Genomic DNA, 22,399 nt, shown 5'->3' with positions numbered 1-22,399 from the left:
GATCGTCGGCGGGTTCCCTCAATCCTCACCGGCTAGCGTGGTGGGCGCCAGTTCGCAGCCGCGCCGTACGACCGCGCCGTGGAGAGAGGTACCGCAGCAGTGGCCGACTACCTGACCGTACTGACCACCACCGACACCCCCGAGAAGGCCGAGGCGCTGGCCCGCGGGGCGATCGAGGCCCGGCTGGCGGCCTGTGCGCAGATCAGCCAGCCCGTGACATCCGTGTACCGGTGGGAGGGGGAGGTCGAGACGGCGGCCGAGTGGCAGGTGCTGTTCAAGACGACCGCCGCGCGCTACGACGAGCTGGAGGCGCATATCCGCGAGGCGCACGACTACGAGACGCCAGAGGTCATCGCGATGCCCATCGTGAACGGCAGTGAGGACTATCTGGCGTGGGTGGTGTCGGAGACGACGATCGGCTGACGGCGACCGGCGACCGGCGACCGGCGACCGGCGACCGGTGACAGGGGGCGAGGGCTGGGCCGACCGCTCAGCGGGAGCCGGCGGCTCCCCGCCCCGCCAGCGCCCGCTCGATCCCCCGCTCCCGCGGCCCCAGGAAGCGCGGATCCGGCTCGAACGCCGCGTCCAGGGCCGCCTTGGACGCCGCCACGACCTCCCGCGTCCCACCGAAGTACCAGGTCACATCGTGCGGCTCGTCGACCGCGACCCCGTACGCGTCGATCCCCGCCGCCCCGCACAGCGCCAGCGCCCGCCGCACATGGAACCCCTGGCTCACCAGCACCGCCTTGTGCACCCCGAAGACCCGCCGGGCCCGGCTGCAGGAGTCCCAGGTGTCGAACCCCGCGAAGTCGCTCACGATCCGCCGGTCCGGCACCCCACGCTTGACGAGATACGCGCGCATCGCGTCCGGTTCGTCGTAGTCATGGCGGCTGTTGTCCCCGGTGACCAGCAGCGCACGGACCCTGCCGTCCTTGTAGAGCCGCACGGCGGCGTCCAGCCGGTGCGCCAGATACGGCGATGGCTCCCCGTTCCACAGCCCCGCCCCGAAGACCACCCCCACCGGGGCCGAGGGCACATCGGCGACCGTATGGATCCGGTCGTCCGTGCTCAGCCGCAGCCAGGTCGCGGGGAGCAGGGCCAGTACGCAGACGAGGACGCCCCCCTGCACCAGCCGCCGCCACCCCCGCCGCGTCCGCGGCAACCGCCCCCGCACCCACCCCAGCATGCGCTCCCCCTTCCGCATCACCGATCCGGTCGCGCTGTGGGACGCCGGAGAGGGGGTGGCGGTTGCGTCGGGCTACTCGGCGGTTTCCTCCTGATCCTCTTCGGGCTCATCCACGAAATCGGTCGTCTCGAGCTCGAAATCGAACGGCGCGGGGATGGGCAGCGGCTTGCCGAACGGGACCGTCATACGGGCGAGATAGCCGTGGTCCGAAGGGTCCCAGAAAGCCGTGATCTCTTCGGTCTGCATGTCGAGCACGAGGTAGACCGGCACATGGCGACCGTAGACCTCGAGCTTCTCCTGCCAGTCGACATCCCGGGTGGAGACGGACGTGAGCTCGGCGACGAGGGACAGCGCCGCGCCGTCCACATGGCGTGCGTCACCCACGAAAGCCTTCAGGTCCGCGACGTGAAGATCCGGGCCGTAGGCGCGCTCGGATGTGGGGAAGCTGAAGAGAAGGGGGGAGGTATCGGCGTCATGGCCCTCGGGGACATGGGGCGCGAGCTGCAGGCGCAGTGACCTCATGTGCCGCTTGTAAAACGGCCTCGACCACGGCGACACGACGATCTTCCCCCTGATGAGCTCGGCCTTGTAGCCGTCCGGTGTATCCAGTTCTTCCGTGGTCCGGAGTAGTTCCTCGAACTCAGTGCGGGGCCCCTTTCGGGGCTCCTCGACTGCCGGTGCGTCTTCTGTGGTCATCGGCCGCTCCAATATCGCGGTCACCGTGTCCTCCATCTGCTACGGAGCGTACTGTCTCGCTCACCGTAGCGACGGGCCTCCGGCGGTATCCGTCTTCCGTTCGCATTACCCCCACAAGGGTGATGCATCCGCTCCCGCATAGCCTTGACCAGTCATTCCGCACCACCGAAAACCAGCAGGTGATCCCCTCCATGCCCCCGATCCCCACCGCAGAGCTCCATCTCCACATCGAGGGCACCCTGGAGCCCGATCTGGCCTTCGCGCTCGCCGAGCGCAACGGGGTCGAGCTGCCGTACGCCACCCAGGAGGAGCTGCGGGCCGCGTACTCCTTCAGCGATCTGCAGGACTTCCTGAACCTCTACTACGCGCTGATGACCGTGCTGCGCACCGAGGACGACTTCGCCGACCTCACCAACGCGTATCTCGCCCGCGCCCGTGCGCAGGGTGTGCGCCATGCCGAGATCTTCTTCGACCCGCAGGCGCACACCGCGCGCGGCGTCGAGATCGACACCGTCATCCGCGGGATCGCCCGCGCGCTGGACGCGGCGCCGGGGACGTACGGCATCACCACGCGCCTGATCATGTGCTTCCTGCGCGACGAGAGCGCCGAATCGGCCCTGGCGACCTTCGAGGCGGCCCGCCCCCACCTGGACCGGATCGCCGCCGTCGGCCTGGACTCGGCGGAGGTCGGGAATCCGCCGTCGAAGTTCCGCGAGGTGTACGCGCTCGCGCGGGAGGCCGGGCTGAAGTGCGTCGCGCACGCGGGGGAGGAGGGGCCGCCCGCGTATGTGTGGGAGGCGCTGGACATCCTCGGCGTGGACCGCGTCGACCATGGGGTGCGCTGCCTGGAGGACGAGGCGCTGGTGGCCCGGCTGGTCGCGGGCCGGACCCCGCTGACCGTCTGCCCCCTGTCGAACGTCCGGCTGCGCGTCGTGGACCGCCTGGAGGACCATCCGCTGCCCGCGATGCTGGACGCCGGTCTGCTGGTGACGGTCAACTCCGACGACCCCGCCTACTTCGGCGGGTACGTGGGCGACAACTTCACCGCCATACGGGACGCGGTCGGCCTCGACGAGGCGACCCTGCGCACCCTGGCCCGCAACTCCTTCGAGGCCGCCTTCCTGGACGAGGAGACGCGGGCGGCGTACCTGAAGGAGGTCGACGGCTGGACCCGCTGAGCCCTGGGGCGATCAGCCCTCAGTCCTCAGCCCTCGGCCAGCTCCAGCCGTACCGCGCACACCTTGAACTCCGGCATCCGCGACACCGGATCCAGCGCCGGGTTCGTCACCGTGTTGGCCCGCCCCGGCCCCGCCCAGTGGAACGGCATGAACACCGTGTCCGGCCGGATGTCCCGGCTGATGCGGGCCGGGGCCACGGCGCGGCCGCGCCGGGAGACCACCGCGATCGGTACGCCCTCTGCCGCCCCCAGCCGGTCGGCGAGCAGCGGGTGGAGCTGGACGTAGGGGCCGGGTGCGGCCTCGTTGAGTTCGGTGACGCGCCGGGTCTGGGCGCCGGACTGGTACTGGGCCAGCACCCGGCCCGTCGTCAGCAGGACCGGATACGCCGCGTCCGGCTCCTCGGCGGCCGGGCGATGGCTCACGGGGGCGAACCGGGCCCGCCCGTCGTCGGTGGCGAACCGGTCGAGGAACAGCCGTGGCGTACCGGGATGCGGACCGGCGGCTACCTCCGCGCGCTCCGAGCCGGTCTCCTCCGCCTCCTTGGAGGCCCGCTTCGTGCCCTCGGAGGCCCGCTCCATCCCCTTGGCGGCAAGCTCCGTCCCTTCCGAGTCGGTCCCCTCCGCGCCCTTACGGGCGGTCCCCTCCGCGCGCTCCGGACAGGGCCAGAACACCCCGTCCTCCTCCGCGATCCTCCGGTACGTGATGCCCGAGTAGTCCGCCGGGCCGCCGGCCGAGGCCCGCCGCAGCTCCTCGAAGACCTCCTCCGCGTCGGCCGGAAACCCCTTCTCCCAGCCGAGCCGGGCCGCGAGCCCGCTCAGCACCCACAGATCCGTCCGGACGCCCGGCGGCGGGGTGAGGGCCGCCCGGCGGAGGATGACCCGGCCCTCCAGGTTGGTCATGGTCCCGGTCTCCTCGGCCCACTGCGCCACCGGCAGGACGACATCGGCGAGCGCGGCGGTCTCCGAGAGCACGACATCGGCGACCGCGAGGAAGTCCAGCGACCGCAGCCGGGACTCCACATGGGCCGCGCGCGGGGCGGAGACCAGCGGGTTGGAGCCCATCAGCAGCAGCGCCCGGACGTCCCGCCCGAGCGCGTCCAAGAGCTCGTACGCGCTGCGCCCCGGCCCGGGGAGGGCGTCGGGTTCGACGCCCCATACGGCCGCCACGTGGGCGCGCGCGGCCGGGTCGGCCAGCTTGCGGTAGCCGGGTAGCTGGTCGGCCTTCTGGCCGTGTTCGCGACCGCCCTGGCCGTTGCCCTGGCCGGTCAGGCAGCCGTAGCCGGACAGCGGGCGGCCCGCGCGGCCGGTGGCCAGGCACAGGTTGATCCACGCGCCGACGGTGTCGGTGCCCTTGGACTGCTGCTCGGGGCCCCGGGCGGTCAGCACCATCGAGTTCTCGGCGTCGCAGAACATCGTGACCGCCTTACGGAGGTCGGGGACGGGGACGCCGGTGATCCGCTCCACCAGCTCCGGCCAGTGGGCCATCGCGGCGGCCCGCGCCTCGGGCCAGCCGCTGGTGCGCCGTTCGACGAACTCCTCGTCCACCCGGCCCTCCGCGACCACCAGGTGCAGCAGCCCCAGCGCGAGCGCGAGATCGGTGCCGGGCCGCGGCGCCAGATGCAGATCCGCCTGCTCCGCCGTACGGGTGCGCCGGGGATCGACCACGATCAGCCGGCCGCCCGCCTCCTTCAGCTCGGTCAGATAGCGCAGCGCGGGCGGCATGGTCTCGGCCAGGTTCGAGCCGACGAGGACGACGCATCCGGTGCGGGCCACGTCCGCCAGCGGGAACGGCAGCCCGCGGTCCAGCCCGAAGGCCCGCTGATGGGCGGCGGCGGCCGAGGACATGCAGAACCGGCCGTTGTAGTCGATCTGCGAGGTGCCGAGCACCACCCGGGCGAACTTCCCCAGCGCGTACGCCTTCTCGTTCGTCAGCCCGCCGCCGCCGAAGACCCCCACCGCGTCGCGGCCGTACGTCCGGCCGGTCGCCTCCAGGCCCTCGGCGATCCGGTCGAGGGCCTCCTCCCAGGTGGCCGGTTCGAGCCGACCGGAGTCAGGGCGGCGGACCAGCGGCTCGGTCAGACGCACCCGGGAGGAGAGCACGGCGGGCGCGGTGCGGCCCTTACCGCAGAGCGCGCCGCGGTTGACGGGGAAGGCGGTGCGCTCGATGACCTCGACACCGCCCGGCCGCTCGTCCGATCCGCCGCCCGGCGGCAGCGGGCGCAGCGTCATCCCGCACTGGAGCGAACAGTAAGGGCAGTGCGTGTCGACGGGGGCGGGGTCGGGGGCGGGGGAGTGCTCCCCGGGAACGTGCGCCATGCCAAGGAGCGTGCTACGGCCGTGTTACGGCCCGCGTCGCCTCGGATTACGCCTGCGGGAAGCGGACCTCAGCACGGGGCCCGGCGGCCGGTGAAATCGGCGCAACCACCCGTCACGGCCGCGCAACGGCGGTGCAATCTGCCGCTGCCACGCTCTGGTCATGACGCCCCCCTCCGGTTCTCCTGGCCCCGACGGCACGGCCGATATGGACAGCACGGCGGACTTCGACAGTGCCCAGCGGCTCATGACCCAGTTCACCGCACAGCTCACCATCCAGCTCGACCGGCTGGGCCACAGCAGCCGTCCTGGCAGCCGCCACGACGTCCGCCGGGGTGGCCGCGACCGCCCGCCGACGCTCGTCGCCGTCGCCCACGGCAGCCGGGACCCCGAGGCGCTGCGCACCGTGACCGCACTCCTGGACCGCGTCCGCGCGCTCCGCCCGGGACTGCCCGTACGTCTCGGCCATATCGAGCTCAACCAGCCGCTGCTGACCGACACGCTGGCCGCGCTGCGCGGTGAGGCCGTGCTCGTCCCGCTGCTCCTGAGCCGCGGCTACCACACCAAACAAGACATCCCGGACGCCGTCGCCGCCGCGTCCCACCTCGCCGCCCGGATCGCCGCCCCGCTCGGCCCGGACCCGCTGCTCGCCGAGGCGCTGCACGCCCGGCTGGCGGAGGCGGGCCACCGGGCCGGGGTTCCGCACGGGGCGGGCGTCGCGGCTCCGCAGGGGGCAGGCGTCGCGGGCGTCGCGGCTTCGCACGGGACAGGCGTCGCGGGCGTCGCGGCTTCGCACCGGGCGGGCGTCGTCCTGGCCGCGGCGGGCTCCCGCGACCCGGACGCGGCCGTCGACGTGGCCCGGACCGCCGCCCTGCTCAGCGCCCGGCTCGGCGGTGTGCCCGTCCTGCCCGGCTACGCCTCCGGCTCCGGGCCCACCGTGCCCGAGGCCGTACGGGCCCTGGCCGCGCTCGGCCATGACCGGATCGCGGTCGCCTCCTACTTCACCGCGCCCGGCCGCTTCGCCACCCAGTGCGCGAACGCCGCCCAAGGCGCAGGCGTCACCCAATGCGCACACGCCGCCCCCAGGATCGCGGCCGCCCCGCTCGGCGCCCACCCGGCGGTGGCGCGTCTCATACTGCGCCGGTACGAACAGACCCTCGCCTTCGCACCCTTGTCACCACCGGCGGCTACCGTCGGTGTATGAGTCGCAGCGCACCTCCTGAACCGGATCCGGCCCCTCCGACCGGTGCCCCCGAGGCCGGCACCGGCCATGTCCCCGGCTATGCCCCGGCGGACCTCGAGCGCTGGGCGCCAGAGCCCGACAAGCGGCCGGGCCGGACCGCCTTCCAGCGGGACCGGGCGCGGGTGCTGCACTCCGCCGCGCTGCGCAGACTGGCCGGGAAGACCCAGGTGGTGCCCGCCACACCGGCCGCCGACCCCGGACCGGCCGGGCGCGCCCTGGCCTACGACGCCACGCCCCGCACCCGGCTGACCCACTCCCTGGAGTGCGCCCAGGTGGGCCGTGAGCTGGGGGCCGCCCTCGGCTGCGACCCGGATCTGGTGGAGACGGCCTGCCTCGCCCATGACCTCGGCCATCCGCCGTTCGGGCACAACGGTGAGCGGGTGCTCAATGAGATCGCCGAGCCCTGCGGCGGTTTCGAGGGAAACGCGCAGTCGCTGCGGCTGCTGGCCCGGCTCGAACCGAAGCGGTTCGTGCCCGGCCCGGAGGCCGGTGAGCCGGTGAGCGTCGGCCTCAACCTCACCCGCGCCGCGCTGGACGCCGCCACCAAGTACCCCTGGCCGCGCGGCGGCCATCCGTACAGCCCCCGCTCCCCGAAGTTCGGGGTCTACGAGGACGACCTCCCGATCTTCGCGTGGTACCGGCAGGGCGCCCCCGAGGGCCGTACGACCTTCGAGGCGCAGGTCATGGACTGGGCCGACGATGTCGCGTACTCCGTCCACGATGTCGAGGACGGGCTGCACGCGGGCCATCTCGACCCCGCGAGCCTGCTCTCCGAGCCCGAGCGCCGCGAGGTCTTCGCCGTCGCCGCCGACCGCTACGCCCCGGGGGCCGAGCCCGGAGAGCTGGCCGAGGCGCTGGACCGGCTGCTGGGCCAGGAGTGGTGGCCGCACCGCTACGACGGCTCGTCCGTCGCCCAGGCCCGCCTCAAGGACGCCACCAGCCAGCTCATCGGCCGCTTCTGCCTGGCCGCCGAGGGCGCCACCCGCGCGGCGTACGGCACGGGCCGCTTCGCCCGCTACCACGCCGAGCTGGTCGTCCCCCGCGCCGCGCGCCTGGAGTGCGCGGTCCTCAAGGCGGTCGCCGACCGGTATGTCATCCAGCGCCCCGACCAGGAGCTGGTCCGGGCCGATCAGCGCGTCGTCATCGCCGAGCTGGGCGATGCCCTGATCGCCCGCGCCCCCGAGGGCCTGGACCCCCAGTTCCGCGCGCTCTTCGACGCGGCCGGGGACGACCGGGGCCGGCTGCGGGCGATCGTCGACCAGATCGCCTCCCTGACCGACACCTCGGCCCGGTGGCTCCACGCCCGGCTCACCGCGTGAACCGCGGCCCGCCGGATCCGGCTTGCGTGCACACGTCCGGCGTACGGGCCCTTCCGGACGCACTCGCCGTGCGGGAGGCTCCCCTGTGACACAGCTTTCGGCACAGGGTGCCGCACAGCTTTCGGTACAGCTTTTGGCACGGATTTTCAGCACAGCCTCTGGCACAGCCATGGGCACAGCATTTGGCACCCCTTTCGGAGAGCACGACCTGACGCGACCGGGGTAAGGCACTCATAGAGGCACTGCTCGGCACTGCTCGGCAGCGAGGAGGATACAAGTGGTCGACGCACACCAGACATTCGTCATCGTCGGAGGGGGTCTGGCCGGGGCGAAAGCCGCGGAAACCCTGCGAGCGGAGGGCTTCACCGGGCGGGTGATCCTCATCGGTGACGAGCGCGACCACCCCTATGAGCGGCCCCCGCTGTCCAAGGGCTTCCTCACCGGCGGCCAGGAGCGCGACAGCGTCTTCGTCCACGAGCCCGCCTGGTACGCCCAGGCCGACATCGAGCTCCACCTCGGCCTGCCCGCCGTCCACCTGGACCGCGCCGCCAAGGCCGTGACCCTCGGCGACGGCACCCGGGTCCACTACGACCGGCTGCTGCTGGCCACCGGCGCCGAGCCGCGCCGCCTCGACATCCCCGGCACCGATCTGGCCGGGGTCCACCATCTGCGCCGGCTCGCCCACGCGGAGCGGCTCAAGGGCGTCCTCACCACCCTCGGCCGGGACAACGGCCAGTTGGTCATCGCGGGCGCGGGCTGGATCGGCCTCGAAGTCGCCGCCGCCGCCCGCGGCTACGGCGCCGAGGTGACCATCGTCGAGCCCGAGCCCACCCCGCTCCACCCCGTCCTCGGCCCCGAGCTGGGCGCCCTCTTCGCCGACCTTCACGGCGAGCACGGCGTCCGCTTCCACTTCGGTGCCCGCCTTACCGAGATCACCGGCCAGGACGGCATGGTGCTGGCCGCCCTCACCGACGACGGCGAGGAGCACCCCGCCCACAGCGTCCTGGCCGCCATCGGCGCCGCCCCGCGCACCGCCCTCGCCGAGGCCGCGGGGCTGGAGGTGGTGGACCGCGCGGCGGGCGGCGGTATCGCGGTCGACACCTCGCTGCGCACCAGCGACCCGGACATCTTCGCGGCGGGCGACGTCGCCTCCGCCCCGCTCGGCTTCCTCGAGGGCACCCCCGTACGGGCCGCACTCCCGCGGAGTGCCCGGCTGCGCGTCGAGCACTGGGCCAACGCGCTGAACGGCGGCCCGGCGGCGGCCCGCGCCATGCTCGGCCAGGACGTCGCGTACGACCGGGTGCCGTACTTCTTCTCCGACCAGTACGACGTCGGCCTGGAGTACTCCGGCTACGCCCCGCCCGGCTCGTACGACCAGGTGCTGGTGCGCGGCGACGTCGGCAAACGGCAGTTCATCGCCTTCTGGCTGAACGACGGCCGGCTGCTCGCGGGCATGAACGTCAACGTCTGGGACGTCACCGAATCGATCCAACGGCTCATCCGCGGCGGCGACCAGCTCGACGCGGCGGCCCTGGCCGACCCGTCCGTCCCGCTGACCTCGCTGCTCCCGTAGGCCCTGGGGCACGTTCCCACCGGGGTCCGGCAGGCGACGGACAGCCGTGTCGGACCCCGGCCGTAGAATTCGGGCGTGGCAGGCAGGATCAACGATGACGACGTGAAGGCGGTCCGGGCAGCGGTCCCGATCGACGCCGTCGTGTCCGAATACCTCCAGCTGCGCAATGGGGGAGGTGGCAATCTCAAGGGCCTGTGCCCCTTCCATGACGAGAAATCCCCGTCCTTCCAGGTCAGCCCCAGTAAGGGGCTCTACTACTGCTTCGGCTGCCAGGAGGGCGGAGACACCGTCGACTTCGTCATGAAGATCGACCACCTCTCCTTCGCCGAGACCATCGAGCGGCTGGCCTCCCAGGCCGGCATCACCCTGCGCTACGAAGAGGGCGGCTACACCCCCGGCCGCCAGCAGGGCGAGCGCACCCGGCTGGTCGAGGCCCATAAGGCGGCCGCGCAGTTCTACGTGGAGCAGCTTGAGCGCCCCGAGGCGGAGATCGGCCGCACCTTCCTGGCCGAGCGCGGCTTCGACCAGGCCGCCGCGCAGCACTTCGGCGTCGGCTACAGCCCGGCCGGCTGGGACCATCTCGTCCGCTATCTGCGCGGCCGCGGTTTCACCGACAAGGAGCTGATCCTCTCCGGGCTCGTCCAGGAGGGCCGTCGCGGCCCCATCGACCGCTTCCGGGGCCGGCTGATGTGGCCGATCCGGGACATCTCCGGTGAGGTCGTCGGCTTCGGCGCCCGGAAGCTGCGCGACGACGACAACGGCCCGAAGTACCTCAACACCCCCGAGACCCCGCTCTACCGCAAGTCCCAGGTCCTCTACGGCATCGACCTCGCCAAGAAGGACATCGCCAAGGCCAGCCGGGCAGTGGTGGTCGAGGGCTATACGGACGTCATGGCCTGCCATCTCGCGGGGGTCACCACCGCCATCGCCACCTGCGGCACCGCCTTCGGCGGCGACCACATCAAGATCCTCCGACGGCTGCTGATGGACAACGCGGGCGCGGAGGTCGTCTTCACCTTCGACGGCGACGCGGCCGGGCAGAAGGCGGCCCTGCGCGCCTTCGAGGACGACCAGCGGTTCGCCGCCGAGACCTCCATCGCGATCACGCCCGACGGGATGGACCCGTGCGAACTGCGGCTGGCCCGCGGCGACGAGGCCGTGGCGTCCCTGGTCGAGAGCCGTACGCCGCTGTTCGCCTTCGCGCTGAAGTCGATCGTCTCCCGGTACAACCTGGACACCGAGGAGGGGCGCATCGCCGCGGTGGACGAGGCGGTGCCGGTCGTCGCGGCGATCAAGAATCCCGGGCTGCGGGACCGCTATGCGATCCGGCTGATCGGGATGGTCGGCATCGCCACCCAGGCGGAGGAGCAGTCGATCATCCGCCGGGTGCGCGGGCTGGCCCGCAGCAGGCAGAACGGCGGCCCGGGCGGCCCGGAGCAGGGTGGCCGCGGCGATCAGCGGGGCGGCGGCCCGGGCGGGTCCCGGTACGGCGGACGGGGTGACCAGCGCGGCGGCGGTCCGGGCGGCCATGGCGGGCCCGGAGGCCATGGCGGGCCGGGCGGGCCCGGAGGCCATGGCGCCGCGGGCGCGCCGCCGGTCCCGCGTGGTCCCGCGCTGAATCTGCGCAGCCCCGCCCACCGCGTCGAGCGCGAGCTGCTCAAGCTGGCGCTTCAGCATCCAGACCTGGTCTCCCCGGCCTTCGACGCCTATGGCATCGACGAGTTCACCGCCCCGCCGTACGCGGCAGTGCGCCGCACCATCGAGGACGCGGGCGGTACGGCCGCCGCGGACGCCGACTATCTCGCCCGGGTCCGCGAGGCGGCCCCCGACGACACGGTCCGGGCCATGGTCACCGAGCTCGCCGTCGAGCCGCCGCACACCCGCCGCGACCCGGACGAGGTGTACGCGGGCGTGCAGTTGGTGGCCGTACGGCTGGCCGCGGTGAATCAGCGCGTGACCGAGGTGCGGGGCGCCCTCCAGCGCCTGGGGCAGCACGCGGACCCCGCCCATCTCGCCACCGTGCAGAACGAGCTGTGGGTGCTGCAGCAGTACGGCCAGTCCCTCCGGGACCGGGGCGCGGCGGCGCTGTAGGCCGAGCGGGGCAGAGGGGGGCGAGGGCCGGTGGATGGGGTTCCGGCCAGCGCGTTCGTGCCTTGGCAGGCGGGCCGTAGGGGGCGCCGTAGCCGCCGGGTAGTCGTACGGTCACGGGCCGCTGAGCAAAAAATGCCCGCACGCCCCTCGTGGCAGGCCTGTGTCGTACCCCACACTGGGATGCGGTGCCTGAGTCCTCGGAGCGCGGCGGTGTTGGTCAGGTAGGGCCGGAATCCCCCGCAGATCCGCTCATGATGTACGGGACGGACGGCGGCGCGGCCGCCGTGCCGTGCCCGATCGTTCTGCCCCCTCAGCAGCGATCACCCTGGAGGTCGCCCCCGTGCAGACCCAGACCCTCACCGACGCGGCCCTCGCGGCGTCGCCGAACCCCGTGTCCGCCCGCCCGCCCGGCGCCGCACCGGTAGCGTCGGCCGTGCCCGAGGACCCGGCGGACCTCGCCCCGGAGGGTGCACCGGAGACCGACCAGGACGCCGCACCGGACGCCATGGCCGACATAGCTGCCGACCCCGATCCCGACCCCGACGGCGCCCCCGAAGCGGAATCCGCCGAGCCCGCCGAGCCGGTCGAGCCCGCCGAGCCCGTGGAGATCGTCGATACCGTCGTAGAGCCCGTCGAACCGATCGAGCCGCCCGCCCGCGCCGACACCAGCGGCCCCTCCGCCGACCTCTTCCGCCAGTACCTCCGCGAGATCGGGCGGATACCGCTGCTCTCCGCGGTCGAGGAGGTCGAGCTGGCCCGCCGGGTCGAGGCGGGTCTCTTCGCCGAGGAGAAACTCGGCAACACCCCCGACCTCGACTCTCAACTCGCCGTGGACCTCGACCGGTTGGTGGTCCTGGGCCGGATGGCCAAGCGCCGGCTGATCGAGGCCAACCTCCGGCTCGTCGTCTCCGTCGCCAAGCGCTATATCGGCCGCGGCCTGACCATGCTCGACCTGGTCCAGGAGGGCAACCTCGGCCTGATCCGCGCGGTCGAGAAGTTCGACTACGCCCGCGGGTACAAGTTCTCGACGTACGCGACCTGGTGGATCCGCCAGGCCATGTCCCGAGCCCTGGCCGACCAGGCCCGGACGATCCGGGTCCCGGTGCATGTCGTCGAGCTGATCAACCGGGTGGTCCGGGTCCAGCGCCGGATGCTCCAGGAGCGCGGCTACGAACCCACCCCCGAGGAGGTCGCCGCCCATCTCGACCTCCTCCCGGAGCGGGTGAGCGAGGTGCTGCGGCTGGCCCAGGAGCCGGTGTCGCTCCACGCCCCGGTGGGTGAGGAGGACGATGTGGCCCTCGGCGACCTCATCGAGGACGGCGACGCGGCCTCACCCGTGGAGTCCGCGGCCTTCCTGCTGCTCCGCGAGCACCTGGAGGCCGTGCTGTCGACGCTCGGCGAGCGCGAACGCAAGGTGGTGCAGCTGCGGTACGGACTGGCCGACGGCCGCCCCCGCACGCTGGAGGAGATCGGCCGGATCTTCGGGGTGACGCGGGAGCGGATCCGCCAGATCGAGTCGAAGACGCTCAACAAGCTCCGCGACCACGCCTTCGCCGATCAGCTCCGCGGCTATCTGGACTAGCGATCCGGGCACCGACCCCGCCCCAGGCAGGCCGGGCCGAGCCCCACCCGGCCCAAAACCCACGGCTCACGCCCGGCCCGAACTCGGGGCTCACGCCCGGCCCGAACCCACGGCTCACGCCCGGCCCAAAACCCAGGGCTCACGCCTGGCCCAAAACACTCCAGGGCGGCTCATGCCCGGCCAAAACCCCAGGGGCCCTCACGTCCGCCCCGCCCCCGAGACCCCAGGGCCTCACGTCGCCCCGTACCCTCCGCTCGCCCCATGATCATGACCACCCCCGGTCTCGAACCCCCCGGTCTCGAACCCCGCGGCCTCGTACCCACCCCCGCCCCATGCTCCACGGCCTCTTGGGCTCCCGGCTCGACGGTCCCGGGCTCGAAGGCTTCGGGCTCGAAGGCCCCGGGGTGGGTCTGCTCCCGCACCGCCACGTACTGCTGCCGCACCGCCTGCCCCACCGGCAGTTCCTCGCCCGGCTCGAAGACCTGGCTCGCCGCGGCCGGCCAGCGCGGCGGCTCGTGCGGCGACTGGGTGCCGTGCGAGACGCCCAGCGCCCACGCGGCCTGGCGGGCCGCGCCCAGGGCGGCGTAGTCGGCGGGTTGGGGCACCACGACCTGCACCCCCAGCAGCGCGGGCGCGATCGCGCGGACGGCCTGCAGATCGGCCGCGGGCCCGAGCAGGAAGACGCGCCGCACCTGGACGCCGCGCCCGCGCACCACGTCCAGCGCGTCCGCGAGCCCGCACAGCATCCCCTCGAACGCGGCCCGCGCCAGATGTTCGGGCTTCATCGACTCGCGTCGCAGTCCGGTCAGCGTGCCGGCCGTATGCGGCAGATGCGGGGTCCGCTCACCCTCCAAATAGGGCAGCAGTACCAGCCCGTACGACCCCGGGGTGGACTTCATCGCGAGCGCGGAGAGCCCGTCGAGATCCGTACCGAGCAGCTCCGCCGTACCGCGCAGCGTCCGTACCGCGTTGAGCGTATGCACCACCGGCAGATGCATCCCGGTGGCGTCCGCGTACGACAGGATCGTGCCGGTCGGATCGGCCAGCGCCTCATGGTGGACGGAGAAGACCGAGCCGGAGGCGCCCAGGGAGATCACCGCGTCGCCGACCCCGACCCCGAGCCCGAAGGCGGCGGCCATGGTCTCGCCCGTACCGGCGGAGATCAGCAGCCCCTCGGGGGTGTGCCCGGCGGCGTCGGCAGGGCCGATGACCTCGGGCAGCCGCACCTGGTGACCGAGGGCCAGTTGGACCAGATCGGGGCGCCAGGATCCGTTCGCCGCCGACCAGTAGCCGCTGCTGGAGGCCGTGCCGCGGTCGGTCGTACGCCGCACCGGCCGCCCCAGCAACTGCCACACCAGCCAGTCGTGCGGCTGCATCAGCTCGGCCACGCGGTGCGCCGAGTCCGGCTCGTTCCGCGCCAGCCAGCGCAGCTTGGCCACCGGCTGCGAGGCGGTCGGCACGGCGCCGACCGCCTGGGCCCACGCGGTGCGGCCGCCGAGCGCCTCGGTGAGGTCGGCGGCCGCGGACTGTGCGCGCTTGTCGTTGCCCATCAGCGCGGGGCGCACCAGCACCCCGCCCGCGTCCAGCGCCAGCAACCCGTGCTGCTGCGCCGAGACGCCGATGGCCTGGACCCCTTCGAGCAGCCCGCCCTCGGCGGCCTCGCCGAGGGACATCAGCCACGCCTGCGGATCCACATCGCCGCTGCCGCCGACCGGGTGCGGGGCGTACCCCTGTTTGATCACGGCACCCGTATCGGTGTCACAGACGACGATTCGTGTGCTCTCGGACGAACTGTCCAACCCGGCGACTATCCCCATGGATCAGATCATGCCACCGCCGCGGTTAGGTGTTGCTGGTGCCCCAGTCGTCCTCGCCCACCGCGCGGGCGTCGCGCTGCCCGATCTTCTCGCGCAGCGGCCGGACCTTGTCCAGCGCCCGCACGGCGGCCAGTCGGCCTCCCTGCGCGGCCGACTCGGCGGTATTGCGGACGGCCGGATTCCGCGCGAACTTCTGCGCACAGGCGCGCAACTGCTCGTACCGCTCATGGCCCGCTCGCGTGCCCAGCACGTAACCCACAGCCATCCCAGTGATGAACGTCAGCCGGTAGCGCATCGACCTGCCCTTCTCGCTGTCCTTCACGTCCGGACCCCGGGGTCGTGCTGCGCGCCTACCCGCCCGCGCCGCAGATCACCCACGATCACGTAGAAGATCATCCCTGGAACGGCCGCGGATCGCCCGAGGGCGGACGCGGCGAACCGATTGGCGGAGCACCCCCCTGCTTGCGCTAATGTATGTGTCGCAGCGAGCGCACGCCGTCCGGAAGCCCCGGGCGGGGTCACGGTCGCGGCACACGGAGCAATCCCCTGTAGCTCAATTGGCAGAGCAGCCGGCTGTTAACCGGCAGGTTACTGGTTCGAGTCCAGTCGGGGGAGCTCGGTCCCCTGTAGCTCAATTGGCAGAGCATTCGGCTGTTAACCGGAGGGTTACTGGTTCGAGTCCAGTCGGGGGAGCAGTGAGGAGGACCCCTTGAGGGGTCCTTTTTCATTTCCGGGCCCCTGCGGACGTGATCTACGCCATGATCGAAGCCAGGGGGCTCCCATCACCGGCCCTTCGAAGCAGCAGATCGTATGAGCGGCTATGCTGCGGCAGACGGCGCGCGCAGATGTGTACGACGCGCCGTTACGGGGCGGTAGCTCAGCCGGTTAGAGCAGCGGACTCATAATCCGTCGGCCGTGGGTTCGAGTCCCACCCGCCCCACCAGGGCACTACGCGGGCAGACCCATCCTGACCTGCGAAGACGCAGAAACGGGAGTCGCCGCGCCGATGCGGGGACTCCCGTTCATCCGTTTAGAGCAAGATCCAGTGGACACGTAGTGGACACGGAGCCGGTTCAGTGGACGGAGGGACGTCCCCTTGCCTTCCGACGCCCGTTCGGAGCTCGGCGGGCGGTCCGGGACGCCGTTGGCGGCGGCCCCATCAGTGGCGCCCAGCCGTCCAGGTCCGGGGACTCGGCCCGGGCGATGGTGAAGCGCGTGAGCGAGATGGCCGCTCGCTGCTCCTCCGGGTACCGGTCGCTGAAGTTCTCGACCCGGACCAGCTCCAGGTCGTTCGCGGTGCAGTGATCCCGTATCCACTTCACGGCCGCGTTCGCGGAGTCGTCCTGGCCGCGCCCAGCCAGGGTGATCATGCCGAGGAGATCGGAGTCGGGTTGCGTCTGCGCTCCAATGGCCCATGTGTCACCTGACCGCTGTGCGCCGTGGGCGAAGAAGACGGCGATGTCGCCTTGCCAGGCACTTTCGGGGATCACCAGCGGGGTGCGCACCTTGAAAGGAACGTCGCGGGGGACGACGGCCATGACGGATTCGGCCTCGGCCCGCATCATCTCGGGCAGCACGCTGGTGTAGGTATCGGAGGTGATCTGACGCGAGGAGTGCCCCAGCTTCTCCTGGACCACCTTGATGTCGGTACCGGCGAGCAGGGAGAGGGTGGCGGCGAGGTGACGCAGGTCGTGGAGGCGCACCGGCGGTAGGCCGGACAGCTCTACGAGGCGGGTGAAGCGGCGGGAGATCCAGTCGGGGTGCAGCGCCTCGCCGTTCTCGTGCGTCCACACGTGGCCGGTCTGGACGTAGGCGTCTCTCCACTCCTGGCGCTTCCTCTCCTGCTTCGAGCGGAAGCTGACCAGGTTGTCGGCGGACTCCAGGCTCAGGGAGAGGGTGCGTACGCTGTCGGCCTTTGGCGCTTCGCCGTAGAGCTCGTATGCGACCTCCACGATCTGCTGGGAGATCCGCAACCAGAGGGCATCGGTGCTGACCTCTGTCCAGGGCAGCGCGGCCATCTCCCCGCGGCGGGGACCGAGGAAGATGAAGGAGTGCCACAGCTCGTAGAGCCAGTCGTCCTTGACGAAGTCGAGGAACTGACCAGTCAGCTCCGGAGTCCAGACCATGACCGGGCCCGGCTTCTCGCCGGTGCGCTTCCAGTGCTCGATGCGCTCGGGCGTCCAGACGAGCGGCTTTGGCCGGGTCACCGGCGGTAGCTCCACGAGTTGAGCCCAGTTCTTGGCGAACGCCTGCTCGCGCTTTATCCCCCAGGACAGCGCCGAGCTGAGGGTGTCGTTGATGCGGTGCATGGTGGTGGCGGAGGTGACTTTCCGCAACCCTTTCTTGCCCTCACGGAGCGCGGCGTTCGCGTCGAGGAAGGCTCGGCGGGCGGCTCGGCGCGCCTCCTTCTTCCCGGCCGCCTTCACCCAGGCCCGGTGTGCCTCGTCGCGGTCCTTCTGGAGTTGGTCGACGCGGAGACGGTGGAGGGTCCGTTCGGCGTTCTCCCTCTCGATCGCGTCGTACATCTTGTCGAGGTGCCGGACCTTGAGGTCTCGGCGCTTGATGTGTCCGAGGTGAGGGAGGAGGTAGTTGTTGATGTGTTCCTCATAGCCGTGGCGGGTGGTGCGGGCGAGGGACTTCTTCGCCTGGATCCACCGGACGAAGAAGTCGCCGCATGTCTCGTCGGACAGCACGTCGGTGCCGGCCATGGCGGCGTCGTAGAGTTCTTTCGCCTTCTTCTTGGCGTCGTCCTTCTTGGCGAAGCCGCCGCGGCGTACCCGTTGGCGGTTGCCTCCTTCGCCGCGGTCGATCTCGAAGTAAAACGCCCAGGTTCCGTGCTTCGGGCCCAGCTTCGGGCACGTGGTACCGATGGACCCGATCTTGGGTTTGCCTTCGGCATCCAGGAGAGGTTCGCCCTCCTTATCCTTGAGTGGTCCCTTGCACTGGCATCGCCGGTAGTAGCTCGGCGAGAACATCTGACCCCCTGCTACTGACTGCCCACGGTCAGCTTTGCTTGTGCGTACGTATCTGTACGAGTCCGGTGTGATCTTTCTTCATCTTGCTGGGGCTGTCGGACACTGCTGTAAAGTCGTTCGCAAGTTGGCGCGGGGGAGGATGCGACCAACGACATGGCTGCTCAGGAAGCAGGCGAACAGGCTCCGTCCGGAGTGATGGGACTGGAGGAGCTGCTGGCCCTTCCGGCCACGGTGAACGTGACAACTGCTGGCCGTGCCCTCGGGATCGGCCGCGACAAGGCGTATGAACTGATCCGGTCAGGACAGTTCCCGGTTCGGACCCTCCCGCTGGGCGGCACGATCCGTGTGCCGACGGCAGAGCTGTGGAAGATCCTCGGCGTGGACGCGCGGGCTGAGCGTGAGTGATGAGCGAGATTGAGGAGTGTTGTTGCTTTGCAACAGTGTGACCTATCTTCGGTAGACTTGATGTGGTAAGGGGGTCGGCTAGGTCAAGGAGTCCAGCGCATGCCTCGGCTATATGGGTTCGACGACATGGCGTACCAGCGGGTGCGCGAGAGCGAGGCCGCGCCCTTGCGGCAGGCCGCTAGCCGCCGCCTTCAGCAGCAGACCTACGAAGCGATCACCACGTGGATGAATGCCGAGGGCTACCGGACAACCCGAGGGGGCTTCTGGCGGCCGTCCGTCCTGGCGAACGTCCTCGACCACCCGGCGATCGCCGGACTCGTTGAGGACGCGAACGGCAACCTGGTGGACTCCGGCGGACCTCGGATCATTCAGCCCGAGGAGTTCAAAACCATCCGGGCGATGCGGCCGTTGAACGATCCGGCCAACCGCCGGGCTGAACAACGCGAATACCTCATGCCGGGCGGGCTTTCTGATTGTGGCCTGTGTGGCGGCTTGTTTGGTTCATCTCCTTCGAACAGCGGGAGCCGTGGGTATCGCTGCCTCCCGAACAGGCCGCAGCATCCGGGCGGCTGCGGCAAGGTCCGCATCAATGCTGACCTGTTCGAGACCTATGTGGCCGAGCACGTAGTGGCTGAGCTGGCCAAGCCGGAGGTCAGCGCACTGATCGCGCAGGCTCGTGACGAGGTACTGGCAGAGGCAGCCGAGCTTCGTGCACAGGTGAAGACGGACAAGGCGCGGCAGAAGGAGCTTGGTGAGAGCTACGCTCGCTCGCCGGAGCTGTCCCTGAGCGCCTTTCGCGCCGCTGACAAACGGTTGGCCGACCAGATCAGGGAGAACGCGGCTCAGGCGCGCTTCCTGGAGCAGGTTCGGCACGTGCCGGTGGGAGACGTGCCGGATCTCGTTCGGTGGTGGAGGCATGCCCCGCTGGCATCGAAGCAGGGTGTGCTGACCCTCATGCTGGAGCGGGTATCGGTCTATCCGGCTGCCGCACGAGGGTCGCGCACCGTGGATGGCGATCGCGTTGCTCTGACGTGGAGGAAGTGGAACCCCTCCGCTAGCCAGGGGACCGCGCCATCACCGCAGGGTGATGGGGACCGCCTTGAGAGCGCGTGAGCGGAACGAGGTACGCCACCGCAGCTGCTGAGCGGGAACTGCGAGATCCAACTGAGGGAACCGGTGAAGCAGCGTATGGAGGGCGATCTGGATCTCCATACGAGCCAGCGGGGCACCAAGGCAGTAGTGCATACCCTGGCCGAGGGCCAGGTGTGCCTTGTCCTCGCGGTGGATGTCGAACTCGTCCGGTGAGGGGTATCGCTCAGGATCTCTGTGTGCGGAGGCCAAGCAGAGCATGACGGTGTCCCCCGCGGGGATCGGTGTGCCGCCGATCTCTATGGGTTCGGTGGGGAAGCGCCGGATGGCCATCTGGTTGGGGTGCGCGTAACGCAGCAGTTCCTCAACGGCTTCGGGCAGCAGGCTGGGCTCGGCGCGCAGCTCTGCGACCTGTTCCGGGCGCTGCAGAAGGGTGACCAGTCCGGCACTGATCAGGTGCTGGGCGTTCTCGCTCCCAGCCATAAGCAGCAGGAAGGCCAGGGAGACGAGTTCGTCTTCGGTGAGTTGATCGCCTTCGTCTCGCACGGCGATAAGCGCCGAGAGCATGTCGTCGCCGAGGGCCCCTCGCCGGGCGGCGACGAGGTCCAGGAGGAAGGCGTGGATGTTCTCCACGGCTTCCTTGATCTGTTGGCGGCTTTCGGGTGTGAGCATGTTGCTCACCCACGTGGAGAAGCGGCGTCGGTCGGCCTCGGGAACTGCGAGCAGGTCGCCGATCACCATGAGTGGCAGGGGGAGTGAGAAGGTCGAGACAAAGTCTCCGCCCCCATGGCTGGCCAGTTCATCCGCGAGACGGTCAACCGCGGTCTGGACGCTTCCACGTAGACCCTCAACCCGGCGCGCCGTGAACGCTTTTGACACCAGGCGACGCAGGCGCTGATGGTCTTCCGGATCGATGTTGAGAAGGTTGGCATCCAGGGCCGGCGGGAGGGAGAAGCCCTTGTACCCGATGCCGGAGTGCGCCTTATTCACTGACAGTCGGGCGTCGGTGAGCCCGGCACGCACATCCTCTTCTCGGAGCACGAGCCAGATCGGTGAGCCGTCGGGGAGCGCGACCCGGTGTACGGCGCTCTTCTGGCGAAGCTCTGCGTACCTCGGATACGGGTTGTCGAGGAACGCAGTGTCGAAGGGCTGAGGTAGGTGTCCTACCGGGAGGCCGGTCATCAGGTGGGCTCCTGCGCGGTCGGGCGGCTGTGAACTGTGGGGGTGAGGACGGCCGCGACGACGGGGGAAGCGTCGAAGGCGGCGGCGACCTTGCGCTGGAATGCGATCTCGGCAGCGAGGTCCTGCGGTTCGGCTGCAAGCGGAGAGCTCGGGTACTCCGCTGGTCGGATCCCTTGGTCCTTCGCCTGCATCGCTGCTGCGAGCTGGGCGGCTTCAACCGTCGCGGCAAGCTCCTCGTCCCGGAGGCCAGCAGCTACGGCCTGCTGCTGGGCCTCTTCAGCGACAGCCAGCGTCATCCAGGTGCGCAGTCTCCACTGGGCATCTCGGATCTCCACCACGAGCCGGTACAGCCGGGTTCGTATATCGACGTCGCCCGGATCGAGCACGACGTCCGGTGCGTGCGACGTCACCTGCGCGTGAAGCGGGGCGAGTTGGCGATAGGCCCGGCGGTAGTCGATCCACGCCCATGCCCTGCTGACATGGCGTCCCCAGTCCGGGATGGTCCAGCCGATGGTTTTGGTGACGGTGGAGAGTGCGACACCGATCTGGGCCGCTGGTTCCCACCCGTGCCCGGTCGTTTCGAGCAGGCCCGCGACGACATCAGCGTAACGGGATCCGATGTAGAAGAGCTGGAGTGGCAGAGACAGCGCGATCAATATAAGGCCCCGCCGAAGCCAAGGAGTCGGGGCAACCTTGGCATAGCGCCAGCCAAGAATGCCTACGTCGACCTGATTCACCGTGTGGCCCGTCAGGTAAACGATCATATAGGCGGGATAGTAGCGGGCGTTGGTTACCGCAAAGTCGGTAGGCCGTTCACCAAAGCTCGACGCCGCCCAAAACAGTGTCACCATCGTGATCAGGATGACAGCGAGAAATACCAGGCGCGGCACGGATTTTCGCCAGGCGATGCGTCGCTCGTGGCTGAGGTGGAGCAGTACAAGTTGCTGGCAGGCAGCTGACAGAATGACAGTGCTTTGTGAGAGCAGTCCCGATAAGTTGACGATGTCGGCTGCCTGGCTGATTTCCACCCAGACTGGTGGGGTGGAGATGGTGAACGTGATGGTTAAGAAGAAGAAGTTGCCGAGCAGCGCGATCTGTGTGGGGGAGTGGTCGGTGCGAAGGACTCTCAGCTTGTAGAAGAAGGCGAGCAGTGATATTGCAGCGGCTGTGGGGTATAGGTAGTTATTCACTTCAGTCTCGCTGAATGGGTTTCTCTAAGGCGGACAGTCGTGCGACCAGTTCCTCTGCCTCTGGTGGGATGTCCCAGGTGCGCTCGACGGCCCAGGTGCTGATGCGTCGACCGATGATGGACCCGACGTATTCGGCTTCCTGCTCGGCCTCTGAATTTGAATGGTCTCGGCCGAGTACGCGGCGGACCAATTCCGGGTCGAGTGAGGGAAGAAGGAGCCGAGAGGCTTCAGGGGTCATCACGGGGGTGGTCTCGTGATCGCATATGAAGTGCCCCAACTCGTGGAGCATCACTTGGTGCTGATGCACCGGGGCGAGACGATCCTCAACCACGATGAAGTCTCGGTCGTCAGCAGACACCAACAAGCCATCAGGACTGCCGCGGGGGAGGGTGAGGGGAATTACGTGAATCGGACGGCCGTACAAGCGACCGAGCCGGGCGCATAAGTCCTCAACAGTGAGTGGCTGATCACCGGTTAGGCCGATGGCTCGCACCCGCTCCTCGCATCGCCTTCGCAAGGCCCGGCTGTCTTGGCTGGTATTCCTACGTCGCCAGCGCATCA

General features: G+C 70.3%; 18 protein-coding genes and 3 tRNA genes. 12 read left to right on the top strand and 9 right to left on the bottom strand.

Going from position 1 to position 22,399, the window contains the following annotated elements:
* Nucleotides 1-99: 99 nt before the first annotated feature.
* Nucleotides 100-423, top strand: a complete 324-nt coding sequence (gene cutA / locus CGL27_RS17055; RefSeq protein ID WP_078641256.1) for a divalent-cation tolerance protein CutA — start codon at nucleotides 100-102, stop codon at nucleotides 421-423.
* Nucleotides 424-490: 67 nt separating this feature from the next.
* On the opposite strand, the gene CGL27_RS17050 is transcribed toward cutA, so the two are convergent.
* Complete coding sequence (locus CGL27_RS17050; RefSeq protein WP_119994424.1) at nucleotides 491-1,186, bottom strand: ElyC/SanA/YdcF family protein; 696 nt, start codon at nucleotides 1,184-1,186, stop codon at nucleotides 491-493.
* Nucleotides 1,187-1,258: 72 nt separating this feature from the next.
* Nucleotides 1,259-1,918, bottom strand: a complete 660-nt coding sequence (locus CGL27_RS17045; RefSeq protein WP_162953011.1) for a Uma2 family endonuclease — start codon at nucleotides 1,916-1,918, stop codon at nucleotides 1,259-1,261.
* Between the two features lie 155 nt (nucleotides 1,919-2,073).
* On the opposite strand from CGL27_RS17045, the gene CGL27_RS17040 reads away from it, so the two are divergent.
* Complete coding sequence (locus CGL27_RS17040) at nucleotides 2,074-3,060, top strand: adenosine deaminase (protein WP_119988096.1); 987 nt, start codon at nucleotides 2,074-2,076, stop codon at nucleotides 3,058-3,060.
* A gap of 26 nt (nucleotides 3,061-3,086) precedes the next feature.
* On the opposite strand, the gene CGL27_RS17035 is transcribed toward CGL27_RS17040, so the two are convergent.
* On the bottom strand, nucleotides 3,087-5,375 hold the full coding sequence (locus CGL27_RS17035; protein ID WP_119988093.1) for a molybdopterin oxidoreductase family protein: 2,289 nt from the start codon (nucleotides 5,373-5,375) through the stop codon (nucleotides 3,087-3,089).
* A 205-nt stretch (nucleotides 5,376-5,580) separates the two neighbouring features.
* On the opposite strand from CGL27_RS17035, the gene CGL27_RS17030 reads away from it, so the two are divergent.
* From CGL27_RS17030 to CGL27_RS17010, 5 genes are all read left to right on the top strand, one after another.
* On the top strand, nucleotides 5,581-6,576 hold the full coding sequence (locus tag CGL27_RS17030; protein WP_240450985.1) for a sirohydrochlorin chelatase: 996 nt from the start codon (nucleotides 5,581-5,583) through the stop codon (nucleotides 6,574-6,576).
* A complete protein-coding gene (locus CGL27_RS17025; RefSeq protein WP_119988090.1) occupies nucleotides 6,573-7,934 on the top strand; it encodes a deoxyguanosinetriphosphate triphosphohydrolase in 1,362 nt (453 codons plus the stop codon). The genes CGL27_RS17030 and CGL27_RS17025 overlap by 4 nt, the downstream gene beginning before the upstream one ends.
* A 277-nt stretch (nucleotides 7,935-8,211) precedes the next feature.
* On the top strand, nucleotides 8,212-9,507 hold the full coding sequence (locus CGL27_RS17020) for an FAD-dependent oxidoreductase (protein ID WP_078641251.1): 1,296 nt from the start codon (nucleotides 8,212-8,214) through the stop codon (nucleotides 9,505-9,507).
* Nucleotides 9,508-9,582: 75 nt separating this feature from the next.
* Nucleotides 9,583-11,598 (top strand): DNA primase, encoded by a 2,016-nt coding sequence (dnaG, locus tag CGL27_RS17015; RefSeq protein ID WP_119988088.1) that lies wholly within the window; start codon nucleotides 9,583-9,585, stop codon nucleotides 11,596-11,598.
* Nucleotides 11,599-11,938: 340 nt separating this feature from the next.
* Nucleotides 11,939-13,180, top strand: a complete 1,242-nt coding sequence (locus CGL27_RS17010; RefSeq protein WP_119994422.1) for an RNA polymerase sigma factor — start codon at nucleotides 11,939-11,941, stop codon at nucleotides 13,178-13,180.
* Between the two features lie 170 nt (nucleotides 13,181-13,350).
* On the opposite strand, the gene CGL27_RS17005 is transcribed toward CGL27_RS17010, so the two are convergent.
* Both CGL27_RS17005 and CGL27_RS17000 read right to left on the bottom strand, forming a co-directional pair.
* Nucleotides 13,351-14,997, bottom strand: a complete 1,647-nt coding sequence (locus tag CGL27_RS17005; protein WP_240450529.1) for an FGGY family carbohydrate kinase — start codon at nucleotides 14,995-14,997, stop codon at nucleotides 13,351-13,353.
* A 25-nt stretch (nucleotides 14,998-15,022) separates the two neighbouring features.
* On the bottom strand, nucleotides 15,023-15,292 hold the full coding sequence (locus CGL27_RS17000; RefSeq protein ID WP_014060441.1) for a hypothetical protein: 270 nt from the start codon (nucleotides 15,290-15,292) through the stop codon (nucleotides 15,023-15,025).
* A 247-nt stretch (nucleotides 15,293-15,539) separates the two neighbouring features.
* On the opposite strand from CGL27_RS17000, the gene CGL27_RS16995 reads away from it, so the two are divergent.
* The 3 genes from CGL27_RS16995 (at nucleotide 15,540) to CGL27_RS16985 (ending at nucleotide 15,940) form a co-directional block, all read left to right on the top strand.
* A tRNA-Asn gene (locus CGL27_RS16995) sits at nucleotides 15,540-15,612 on the top strand.
* Nucleotides 15,613-15,617: 5 nt separating this feature from the next.
* A tRNA-Asn gene (locus CGL27_RS16990) sits at nucleotides 15,618-15,690 on the top strand.
* A gap of 173 nt (nucleotides 15,691-15,863) precedes the next feature.
* Nucleotides 15,864-15,940, top strand: a tRNA-Ile gene (locus CGL27_RS16985).
* A 130-nt stretch (nucleotides 15,941-16,070) separates the two neighbouring features.
* On the opposite strand, the gene CGL27_RS16980 is transcribed toward CGL27_RS16985, so the two are convergent.
* A complete protein-coding gene (locus CGL27_RS16980) occupies nucleotides 16,071-17,972 on the bottom strand; it encodes a tyrosine-type recombinase/integrase (protein WP_119988085.1) in 1,902 nt (633 codons plus the stop codon).
* Nucleotides 17,973-18,125: 153 nt separating this feature from the next.
* On the opposite strand from CGL27_RS16980, the gene CGL27_RS16975 reads away from it, so the two are divergent.
* Nucleotides 18,126-18,377, top strand: a complete 252-nt coding sequence (locus tag CGL27_RS16975) for a DNA-binding protein (RefSeq protein ID WP_346345733.1) — start codon at nucleotides 18,126-18,128, stop codon at nucleotides 18,375-18,377.
* 99 nt (nucleotides 18,378-18,476) lie between these two features.
* Nucleotides 18,477-19,490 carry a recombinase family protein gene (locus tag CGL27_RS16970; protein WP_119988079.1) on the top strand — a complete coding sequence of 338 codons (1,014 nt, stop codon included), beginning with the start codon at nucleotides 18,477-18,479 and terminating at the stop codon, nucleotides 19,488-19,490.
* On the opposite strand, the gene CGL27_RS16965 is transcribed toward CGL27_RS16970, so the two are convergent.
* Genes CGL27_RS16965 through CGL27_RS53150 form a run of 3 tightly spaced genes read right to left on the bottom strand, consistent with a single transcriptional unit; the run spans nucleotide 19,452 to nucleotide 22,397 of the window.
* On the bottom strand, nucleotides 19,452-20,648 hold the full coding sequence (locus tag CGL27_RS16965; protein ID WP_119988076.1) for a cytochrome P450: 1,197 nt from the start codon (nucleotides 20,646-20,648) through the stop codon (nucleotides 19,452-19,454). The two genes, CGL27_RS16970 and CGL27_RS16965, sit on opposite strands and share 39 nt — an antisense overlap.
* The gene (locus tag CGL27_RS16960; RefSeq protein WP_119988073.1) at nucleotides 20,648-21,838 is read right to left on the bottom strand and encodes an MAB_1171c family putative transporter; all 1,191 of its coding nucleotides are present in this window, start codon (nucleotides 21,836-21,838) and stop codon (nucleotides 20,648-20,650) included. The genes CGL27_RS16965 and CGL27_RS16960 overlap by 1 nt, the downstream gene beginning before the upstream one ends.
* Nucleotide 21,839: 1 nt before the next feature.
* Nucleotides 21,840-22,397, bottom strand: coding sequence for an ImmA/IrrE family metallo-endopeptidase (locus CGL27_RS53150; RefSeq protein WP_276147931.1), 558 nt, complete (start codon nucleotides 22,395-22,397; stop codon nucleotides 21,840-21,842).
* Between the last annotated feature and the right edge of the window lie 2 nt (nucleotides 22,398-22,399).

The organism is Streptomyces sp. 11-1-2, from assembly GCF_003595545.1.
Classification (GTDB): domain Bacteria; phylum Actinomycetota; class Actinomycetes; order Streptomycetales; family Streptomycetaceae; genus Streptomyces; species Streptomyces hygroscopicus_B.
The sequence above is the reverse complement of the archived record's forward strand: the minus strand, read 5'-3'. Positions and strand labels throughout refer to the sequence as shown.

What these genes read in the sequence shown, in the direction of transcription:
- CGL27_RS17050 (WP_119994424.1), bottom strand. Translation starts at nt 1,186, where the DNA reads ATGCTGGGGTGGGTGCGGGGGCGGTTGCCGCGGACGCGGCGGGGGTGG.
- CGL27_RS17045 (WP_162953011.1), bottom strand. Translation starts at nt 1,918, where the DNA reads ATGGAGGACACGGTGACCGCGATATTGGAGCGGCCGATGACCACAGAA.
- CGL27_RS17040 (WP_119988096.1), top strand. Translation starts at nt 2,074, where the DNA reads ATGCCCCCGATCCCCACCGCAGAGCTCCATCTCCACATCGAGGGCACC.
- CGL27_RS17035 (WP_119988093.1), bottom strand. Translation starts at nt 5,375, where the DNA reads ATGGCGCACGTTCCCGGGGAGCACTCCCCCGCCCCCGACCCCGCCCCC.
- CGL27_RS17030 (WP_240450985.1), top strand. Translation starts at nt 5,581, where the DNA reads ATGGACAGCACGGCGGACTTCGACAGTGCCCAGCGGCTCATGACCCAG.
- CGL27_RS17025 (WP_119988090.1), top strand. Translation starts at nt 6,573, where the DNA reads ATGAGTCGCAGCGCACCTCCTGAACCGGATCCGGCCCCTCCGACCGGT.
- CGL27_RS17005 (WP_240450529.1), bottom strand. Translation starts at nt 14,997, where the DNA reads ATGGGGATAGTCGCCGGGTTGGACAGTTCGTCCGAGAGCACACGAATC.
- CGL27_RS17000 (WP_014060441.1), bottom strand. Translation starts at nt 15,292, where the DNA reads ATGCGCTACCGGCTGACGTTCATCACTGGGATGGCTGTGGGTTACGTG.
- CGL27_RS16980 (WP_119988085.1), bottom strand. Translation starts at nt 17,972, where the DNA reads ATGTTCTCGCCGAGCTACTACCGGCGATGCCAGTGCAAGGGACCACTC.
- CGL27_RS16975 (WP_346345733.1), top strand. Translation starts at nt 18,126, where the DNA reads ATGGCTGCTCAGGAAGCAGGCGAACAGGCTCCGTCCGGAGTGATGGGA.
- CGL27_RS16970 (WP_119988079.1), top strand. Translation starts at nt 18,477, where the DNA reads ATGCCTCGGCTATATGGGTTCGACGACATGGCGTACCAGCGGGTGCGC.
- CGL27_RS16965 (WP_119988076.1), bottom strand. Translation starts at nt 20,648, where the DNA reads ATGACCGGCCTCCCGGTAGGACACCTACCTCAGCCCTTCGACACTGCG.
- CGL27_RS53150 (WP_276147931.1), bottom strand. Translation starts at nt 22,397, where the DNA reads ATGCGCTGGCGACGTAGGAATACCAGCCAAGACAGCCGGGCCTTGCGA.